Below are 9,372 nucleotides of genomic sequence, written 5' to 3'. Positions count from 1 at the left end.
AAAGGAACAAATTCTAAACAAAAATCATCTATAGAACAAAAAATTTGAGTAATTTTAATAGCAGAAATCATAAGCGAAATATTTAGTTATAAAATTGAATTTCAATACTTTAATTTACTAATTATTTTGCTTTTTTCTTGTAAATAAATCAACTTTTTTATGTCGAACTCACGTTAATTTATCTATTGACGGAAAACCAGATAAACCTAATGCCTCTATTAAAGACGGCGAAACCAAAATAAATTCAAAACTTTCGTATAGTGATAATTGGTTAAGTTTACTTATTGAAAGTAGTTTAGACTCTACAAAATACGACAGATTAGTAGCCAGAGTTTACGAAAACTCTGATGATTTAACCGGAACAGTAACTGACATCACTGGTTTTGAATCAAAATTCACTGCCATAAAAAATTCCGATTCCACTAAAGAAACTTTAAAAAAAGGAAAACAAGATACAACTGCTCCTGAAGTTGTTCCTGTTACATTTCCAAATATCGCTTTTGGGTTTTCAGAAAAACCTAAAAAAGAAACCCTTTTATTTAAAAATGTAACTGTTTGGACTAGTGAAAAAGAAGGTATACTTGAAAATACTGATGTATTGATAAAAGATGGTAAAATATCTAAAATAGGCAAAAATATTTCTGCCGGAAATGCTACGGTAATAGATGGTACAGGAAAACATTTAACTGCCGGAATTATTGATGAACACTCACACATTGCAACTGTTGCTGTAAATGAAGCCGGACAAAATTCTTCTGCTGAAGTTACTTTAGAAGATGTAATTGATCCTGATAATATTCAGATTTACAGAAGCTTATCGGGTGGTGTTACAACAGTTCAGGTATTACACGGTTCTGCCAATCCAATCGGTGGAAGATCTGCCCTCATCAAATTAAAATGGGGCGAAACAGCCAATGGTTTACTTTATAAAGGAAACGACAAGTTTATAAAATTTGCTTTGGGTGAAAATGTAAAACAATCTAATTGGGGAAGTGCTCAAACCATTCGATTTCCTCAAACCAGAATGGGAGTTGAAGATGTATATCTTGATTATTTCCAAAGAGCGAAAGAATATGATGAGTTGAAAAAAAGCGGCAAGCCTTACCGAAAAGATTTAGAAATGGAAACCCTGGCTGAAATTTTAAATAAAGAACGCTTTATTACCTGTCATTCTTATGTTCAAAGTGAAATAAATATGTTAATGAAAGTAGCTGAAAAATTCAATTTTACAGTAAATACTTTTACACATATTTTAGAAGGCTATAAAGTTGCCGATAAAATGAAAGAACACGGAGCCGGCGGTTCTACTTTTTCAGATTGGTGGGCATACAAATATGAAGTAAACGATGCAATTCCTTATAATGCTGCAATTATGCATAATATTGGAGTAAATGTGGCAATTAACTCTGATGATGCCGAAATGAACAGAAGATTAAATCAAGAAGCTGCTAAAACTATTAAATATGGTGGTATCAGTGAAGAAGATGCTTGGAATTTTGTAACTATAAATCCTGCGAAATTACTTCATATTGATACTAAAGTTGGTAGTATAAAAATTGGCAAAGATGCCGATGTTGTACTGTGGAGTGACAGCCCTCTTTCAGTTTATTCAAAAGCTGAAAAAACTATTATTGAAGGTGTTGTTTATTTTGATATTGACAAAGATTTGGAATTAAGAAAAGATGTACAAAAAGAGCGCAATAAATTGATAAACTTAATGTTGAACGAGAAAAATAGCGGTGGTGATGTACAATCGCCAAAAAGAAGAACTCAAATGCAGTTTCACTGTGATACAGTACTAGACTATTAAAAACACAAACACAATGAAAAAATTATATATACTCAACCTGATAATTTTATGTATAACCATAAACATCAGTGCGCAACAAACACCTGCCCCAATTCAAACAACCGATTTTAGCATTGAAGGAGCTACCGCACATATTGGTAACGGCCAATTAATTGAAAATTCTTTAGTAATGTTCTCTAAAGGAAAAATAACTTTTGTTGGCAGTGCTTCAGAAAAAATAAGCAGAATTGGAACCATTATAAAAGCTGAAGGCAAACATATATATCCTGGTTTTATAATAGCTAACTCCACTTTAGGTTTAGGCGAAATAGATGCAGTAAGAGCAACTTTAGATGCAGACGAAGTTGGTACTTTCTTGCCTCATGTAAGAAGCTTAATTGCTTACAACACTGAATCAAGAGTTATTGAAAGCATGAGACCAAATGGAGTTTTAATGGGACAAATAACTCCTCGTGGCGGTGTAATTTCAGGAACATCATCAATTGTACAATTTGACGCTTGGAACTGGGAAGACGCAGCAATTAAAGTTGATGAAGGCATTCATCTAAACTGGCCAAAAAGTTTTACCAGAAAAAGAGCTTGGATGGGAGAAGGAAGCGGCATGGAACCTAACAAAAAATACACTGAAAATATTGAAAGTATTAAAACCTTTATGCTGAATGGTAAAAATTATTTTAAAGGAAAAAGGTATCCTCAAAATTTGCCTTACGAAGCTTTAGAAGGCCTTTTCAACAATACACAAAACCTATATATACATGCTTCAACCGTAAAAGAAATTACCGACGCCATAGCTTTCAGTAAAAAAATTGGTATTTCAAAATTAGTAATTGTACATGGCAATGAAGCATACAAAATTGCTGATCTTTTAATTGAAAATAATATTCCTGTTATTATTGAAAGACCGCATCGTTTACCTGATAATGAAGACGATGATTACAATTTACCTTATAAAACGGCTAAACTTTTAGTTGATAAAGGTATTACTGTAGCCATTGGTATGGAGGGTGATATGGAACGTATGAGTGCCAGAAATCTTCCTTTTTATGCAGGAACTTGTGCGGCTTACGGAATTGATAAAGAACAAGCTTTAAAACTAATAACTTCAAATCCGGCTAAAATTTTAGGAATTGATGCAATTGTTGGTACACTTGAAGTTGGTAAAGATGCCACCTTATTTATTTCGGAAGGAGATGCTTTAGATATGAGAACCAATAAACTTACTGATGCTTTTATTCAGGGACGGAAAATAAGTTTGGAATCGCATCAAACAACTTTATGGAAGCGATATTCTAAAAAATACAGTTCACAATAAAAACCAAAGGCCCGAAATTTTTTCGGGTCTTTCAATTTTAATAATTACTATCTTCGTAGCATATTTTAAAAATATGCACAAACAAATTTCAAGTATACATAATTCGTTTATAAAAGAGCTTGTTCAGTTAAAAGAAAAATCGCGCCTTCGAAAAAAAACACAACGTTTTATTATTGAAGGATTACGTGAAATTTCTCTGGCTATTAAAGGTAATTATCAAATAAGTACTCTTTTAATAGATATTTCAATTACTGATTTAAATGAAGTTGAAAAAATTACAAACACTGTTAATTATAAAATTGAAATTATTGAAATTTCTAACGAAGTATATAAAAAATTAGCACATCGAGATACAACAGAAGGTATTTTAGCCATTACAAAAAGTAAAGACTTACTATTAAATTCTTTAAAATTTGAAAATAAAAATCCTTTAATACTTGTTGCTGAAGCACCCGAAAAACCGGGGAATATTGGCGCTCTTTTAAGAACTGCTGATGCAGCCGGAATTGATGCTGTTTTAATAGCTAACCCTAAAACCGATCTGTATAATCCAAATATTATAAGATCAAGTGTAGGGTGTATTTTTACCACTAAAATTGCTACAGGTTCTACGCTAGAAATTATTGATTTTTTAAAAGAAAACAACATCAATATTTATGGTGCCGCTTTAACTGCTTCAGTTGCATATCAAACTATTGATTATACCAAACCTTCAGCTATTGTAGTTGGCACCGAAGCTACAGGATTAAGTGCTGATTGGTTACAAAATACCACAAAAAATATTATAATTCCTATGCGAGGAGCTATCGATTCTATGAATGTATCGGTGAGTGCCGCTATAATCCTTTTTGAAGCCGTTAGGCAACGAAATTTATAAATAATTATTACATGAATCCACAAATACTATTTTACATATTAGTAGGTATTATTATTGTTAAATTTATTTTTGACACAATTATAAATGCTTTAAATGCAAAACATTTTAATGATGAAATTCCTTCAGAGTTAGAAGGAATTTATAATGAAGAAGAATATCTTAAATCCCAAAAATATAAAAAGGAAAATTATAATTTTTCATTACTTACAAGTGTATTTTCATTAATAGCAACTCTCCTATTCTTCTTTTTAGATGGTTTTGCTTTTGTTGATGAAATTGCTAAATATTTTTCTAATAATTCAATTATAATTACCTTAATTTTCTTTGGAATAATACTGTTTGTAAGCGATATTTTATCGTTACCGTTTTCATACTACAAAACATTTGTAATTGAAGAAAAATTCGGATTTAATAAAACAACCAAAAAAACTTTCATTTTAGATAAAATCAAAGGTTGGGGAATGTCCATTATTATTGGAGGCGGAATTTTAGCTTTAATCACATGGTTTTATCAGCTTACCACAACTAACTTTTGGTTGTATACATGGATTTTAATAAGTGTATTCAGTATTTTTATGAATATGTTCTATTCAAAATTAATAGTTCCTATCTTTAACAAGCAAACACCTTTGGAAGAAGGAGAACTAAAAACAGCAATTCACAATTTTGCTCAAAAAATAGGTTTTAAGATTGATAATATTTTTGTAATCGATGGCTCTAAACGCTCTACAAAAGCAAATGCATACTTCTCCGGATTTGGAGCTCAAAAAAGAATTACCTTATTTGATACACTATTAAACGACTTGGAAACAGATGAAATTGTATCGGTTTTAGCACACGAAGTTGGTCATTATAAAAAAAAGCATATTATATATAATCTATTGTTATCTATTGCCTTAACAGGTTTTACACTTTATATTTTATCATTATTAATTGGAAATTTAACATTGTCTCAAGCACTAGGTGTAGAACAAGCAAGCTTTCATATAGGTTTAATTGCCTTCGGAATTTTATATAGCCCAATATCAGAAATTACAAATCTGTTTATGAACTTATTATCTCGAAAATTCGAATATCAGGCTGATGATTTTGCAAAGCAAAATTTTGCTGCTAAACCTTTAATATCTTCATTAAAAAAATTATCAAAAAATAGTTTAAGCAATTTAACCCCTCATAATTTATATGTTAAAATACATTACTCTCATCCAACTTTATTACAGCGTATTATAAACTTAAAAAAATAAACTGTGTAAATTGTTTAATAAATTTAAAATAGTAATTTTAATCTATGATATATAATTTAAGCATAGAGGAAGAAAATAAGGAAATAGCTCGTCGCTATAAAGACTTATTGAAAGGAGCTTATCAAACTTTTACTGATGAAGATAAAAAAGAAATCAGAAAAGCTTTTGATATAGCAGTAGAAGCTCATAGCACACAGCGAAGAAAAACAGGAGAGCCTTACATATATCATCCAATTGCAGTAGCTAAAATTGTTGCTTATGAAATTGGACTAGATACAACTTCAATAATTTCAGCATTATTGCATGATGTTGTTGAAGACACCGATTATACTATTGAAGATATTGAGCGCTTATTTGGTGAAAATGTAGCGAGAATAGTAAGTGGATTAACTAAAATATCTCATCTTAAAAAAGATCAGGATGCTTCTGTCCAAGCAGAGAATTTTAGAAAAATGTTATTAACTTTAAATGATGATGTTAGAGTTATTTTAATAAAAATTGCAGACAGGTTGCACAATATGCAAACCATGGATGTAATGCCACCGGATAAACAAGTAAAAATTTCATCAGAAACATTATACATCTATGCTCCTCTTGCTCACAGATTAGGTTTGTACAATATCAAAACTGAATTAGAAAATCTGGGGTTAAAATATACTGAACCCGATGTTTATAATGATATTGCCAAAAAAATTACACAAAGTAAAGATGAGCAAGATAAATACATAGAATCTTTCTCAAATATTATAAGAGAATCGTTAGATCAAGAAGGTTTCAATTACAACATAAAAGGTCGTAGAAAATCAATTTATTCTATCAGAAGAAAAATGCTATCACAAGGTGTTTCTTATGAAGAAATCTACGATAAGTTTGCTATAAGAATTATTTACAAATCAACGCTTCATACAGAAAAATTTGACGCTTGGAAAATATATTCAATTGTAACAGATCATTTTAGACCAAATCCAAGCAGATTAAGAGATTGGATAAGCCAACCAAAATCTACAGGATACGAATCGTTACATATTACAGTAATGGGTCCTTTAGGAAAATGGGTTGAAGTACAAATTCGATCTGAAAGAATGGATGAAATTGCTGAAAAAGGGTATGCAGCACATTACCGATATAAAAACCAAAGTGAAAAAGAAAGTGGTTTAGATGATTGGTTAAATAAAATTAAAGAAACTTTAGAAAACCCCGATAGCAATGCAATCGATTTTGTTGAAGACTTCAAATTAAATCTTTATGCAAAAGAAATTTTTGTATTTACACCTAACGGAGATTTAAAAGCGCTTCCTAAAAATGCTACAGCATTAGATTTTGCTTTTGCAATACATACACAAGTTGGCATGAACTGCAGAGGTGCAAAAGTTAACGGAAAATTAAAACCAATAAGCCACGAACTTAAAAGTGGAGATCAGGTAGAAATTATCACTTCAAAAAATCAAAAACCTAACGTTGGCTGGTTAGATTTTGTTGTTACCGCACGTGCACGAACACGAATTAAAAACGCTTTAAAAGAAGACCAAAAGATAATAGCCGATGAAGGAAAAGAAATTCTAACAAGAAAACTTCGTCATTTAAAAATTACCCTCAACGAAAAAATAATAAACGAACTGGTTTCGTATTTTAAACTTAGAACAAGTTTAGATCTGTTTTATAGAGTAGGTACTGGATCAATTGACAATAATCAATTAAAAGACTTTATCTCAAAACGCAACAATGCTTTTGTTAATTTCTTTAAAAACAGAATTAAAAGAAGCAGTAACCTTGAAGTAATTGAAAAAGATGAAATTAGTGACAAATACGACTTGCTTGTTTTTGGTAAAGAAGAAGAACGCTTAGATTATAAAATGTCTCAATGTTGCAATCCTATTCCTGGAGATAAAGTTTTTGGATTTGTTACAATAAATGACGGAATTAAAGTTCATAAAAAAGATTGCCCTAACGCTATAAGCTTACAAGCCAATTACGCATATAGAATTATAAGCGCAAAATGGATTGACTCTACCAAACAAGACTTTAAAGCTATCCTTAAAATATATGGCGAAGATCATGTAGGCTTAGTTAATGAAATTACTCAAATTATTTCTAAAAACATGAGTGTAAATATTTTAAGTTTAAATATTTCCGGAAATGATGGTATTTTTGAAGGAAGAATTACCGTAAGTGTAAAAAATCAAGATCAACTTCAAAAATTAAGCGATAGTATTAAAAAAATTGATGGTATTGAAACCGTTGAAAGAATTTATAAACATTAATACACAATAAAGTTAATAAATATGATTAATACAACGTATAAATTAAAAATTAAGAATTAACTTTGTATAATAGTACTTAACTCAAATTTAACGTTTATGAGTAGTAACGAAAACCAAAAAATTGTAAAAAATGTTTTTGTAAATTTCCTTGAAGCCAATAACCATAGAAAAACTCCTGAACGTTTTGCTATTTTACAAGAAATTTATGATTTAAATGAACATTTTGATATAGAATCACTCTATATACAAATGAAAAATAAAAACTACAGAGTTAGTAGAGCAACTTTGTATAACACAATTGAGTTGTTATTAGAATGTGGCTTAGTTAGAAAACATCAGTTTGGACAAAATCAGGCTCACTACGAAAAATCTTATTTTGATAAACAACACGACCATGTTATTTTAACTGACACGGGGGAAGTTGTCGAATTTTGTGATCCACGAATTCAAATTATCAAAAAAACAATTGAAGAAACTTTTGATATTGATATTCACAATCATTCACTCTATTTCTACGGAACAAAAAAACAACATAAACAATAATTATTAAGCAAATGGCTGTAAATTTATTATTAGGACTACAATGGGGAGACGAAGGTAAAGGTAAAATTGTAGATGTCCTTACTTCAAACTATGATATTATCGCTCGTTTTCAAGGCGGTCCTAACGCAGGGCATACATTAATTTTTGATGGTCAAAAACATGTATTACACACAATTCCTTCAGGTATATTTCATAAAAATGCAATGAACGTTGTAGGTAATGGTGTTGTTATTGATCCTGTTATTTTTCAAAAAGAATTAGAAAACTTATCAAAATTCAATATCAATATATCATCTAAACTTTTTATTTCAAGAAAAGCGCATTTAATTTTACCTACACACCGTTTACTCGACGCAGCTAGTGAAGCTTCTAAAGGTAAAGCTAAAATTGGTTCAACTTTAAAAGGAATTGGACCAACTTATATGGATAAAACAGGTAGAAACGGAATGCGTATTGGAGATTTGGAATTAGACGACTGGAAAGAAAAATACAGTGCTTTAACCGAAAAACACATAAAAATGATTGATTTTTATGATGTTGATATTGAATACAATTTAGCCGAATTAGAAGCCGAATTTTTTAATGCTATTGACATTTTAAAACAACTTCCTTTTATTGATAGTGAAGAGTTTTTAAACAATGCAATTAAAGAAAATAAATCAATTTTAGCAGAAGGTGCACAAGGTTCTATGCTAGATATTGATTTTGGTACATATCCATTTGTTACGTCATCAAACACAACTGCAGCAGGTGCATGTACAGGTTTAGGTATTGCTCCTAATAAAATTGGAGAAGTATTTGGAATATTTAAAGCGTATACAACACGTGTAGGTTCCGGCCCATTTCCTACTGAACTTTTTGATGAAAATGGAGCAACAATGTCTAAAGTTGGCCACGAATTTGGAGCAACAACCGGAAGACCACGCCGTTGTGGTTGGTTAGATTTGGTTGCTTTAAAATACGCTGTACAAGTTAATGGTGTAACACAATTAATGATGATGAAAGGCGATGTGCTTTCTGGTTTTGATACTATAAAAGTATGTACATCTTATAATTATAAAGGTACTGAAATTAGTCATTTACCATATAATATTGAAGAACATAACGTAACTCCAATCTATACTGAATTTAAAGGATGGAAAGAAGATTTAACTTCTATGACAAACATTAAAACTCTACCTAAAGAACTTAACGAATACATTAAATTTATTGAAGATTTTGTTGAAGTTCCGGTAAAAATTGTTTCTGTTGGCCCTGATCGAAAACAAACAATAATGAGATAAAAATTATAAAAGCCTCAGAATTTTGAGGCTTTTTTATTTTAA

General features: G+C 30.4%; 6 protein-coding genes and 1 pseudogene. All 7 read left to right on the top strand.

Annotated elements, in window-relative coordinates:
- Positions 1–178: 178 nt before the first annotated feature.
- A pseudogene (locus tag HGB55_RS11345) lies at positions 179–1,810 on the top strand (amidohydrolase); the annotation flags it as partial.
- 13 nt (positions 1,811–1,823) lie between these two features.
- Positions 1,824–3,122, top strand: a complete 1,299-nt coding sequence (locus tag HGB55_RS11340; protein WP_168817011.1) for an amidohydrolase family protein — start codon at positions 1,824–1,826, stop codon at positions 3,120–3,122.
- Between the two features lie 73 nt (positions 3,123–3,195).
- A complete protein-coding gene (locus HGB55_RS11335; protein WP_168817010.1) occupies positions 3,196–3,999 on the top strand; it encodes an RNA methyltransferase in 804 nt (267 codons plus the stop codon).
- Between the two features lie 11 nt (positions 4,000–4,010).
- On the top strand, positions 4,011–5,243 hold the full coding sequence (locus HGB55_RS11330) for a M48 family metallopeptidase (protein ID WP_168817009.1): 1,233 nt from the start codon (positions 4,011–4,013) through the stop codon (positions 5,241–5,243).
- Positions 5,244–5,287: 44 nt separating this feature from the next.
- Entirely contained in the window at positions 5,288–7,504 is a 2,217-nt protein-coding gene (locus tag HGB55_RS11325; protein WP_168817008.1) for a bifunctional (p)ppGpp synthetase/guanosine-3',5'-bis(diphosphate) 3'-pyrophosphohydrolase, read from the top strand.
- A 96-nt stretch (positions 7,505–7,600) separates the two neighbouring features.
- Positions 7,601–8,047 carry a Fur family transcriptional regulator gene (locus HGB55_RS11320; protein ID WP_168817007.1) on the top strand — a complete coding sequence of 149 codons (447 nt, stop codon included), beginning with the start codon at positions 7,601–7,603 and terminating at the stop codon, positions 8,045–8,047.
- A gap of 11 nt (positions 8,048–8,058) precedes the next feature.
- Positions 8,059–9,330 carry an adenylosuccinate synthase gene (locus HGB55_RS11315; protein WP_168817006.1) on the top strand — a complete coding sequence of 424 codons (1,272 nt, stop codon included), beginning with the start codon at positions 8,059–8,061 and terminating at the stop codon, positions 9,328–9,330.
- Positions 9,331–9,372 lie beyond the last annotated feature (42 nt).

The sequence above is a fragment of the Lutibacter sp. B1 genome, from assembly GCF_012524075.1.
Classification (GTDB): domain Bacteria; phylum Bacteroidota; class Bacteroidia; order Flavobacteriales; family Flavobacteriaceae; genus Lutibacter.
This window is presented reverse-complemented; position numbering and strand designations above follow the sequence as displayed.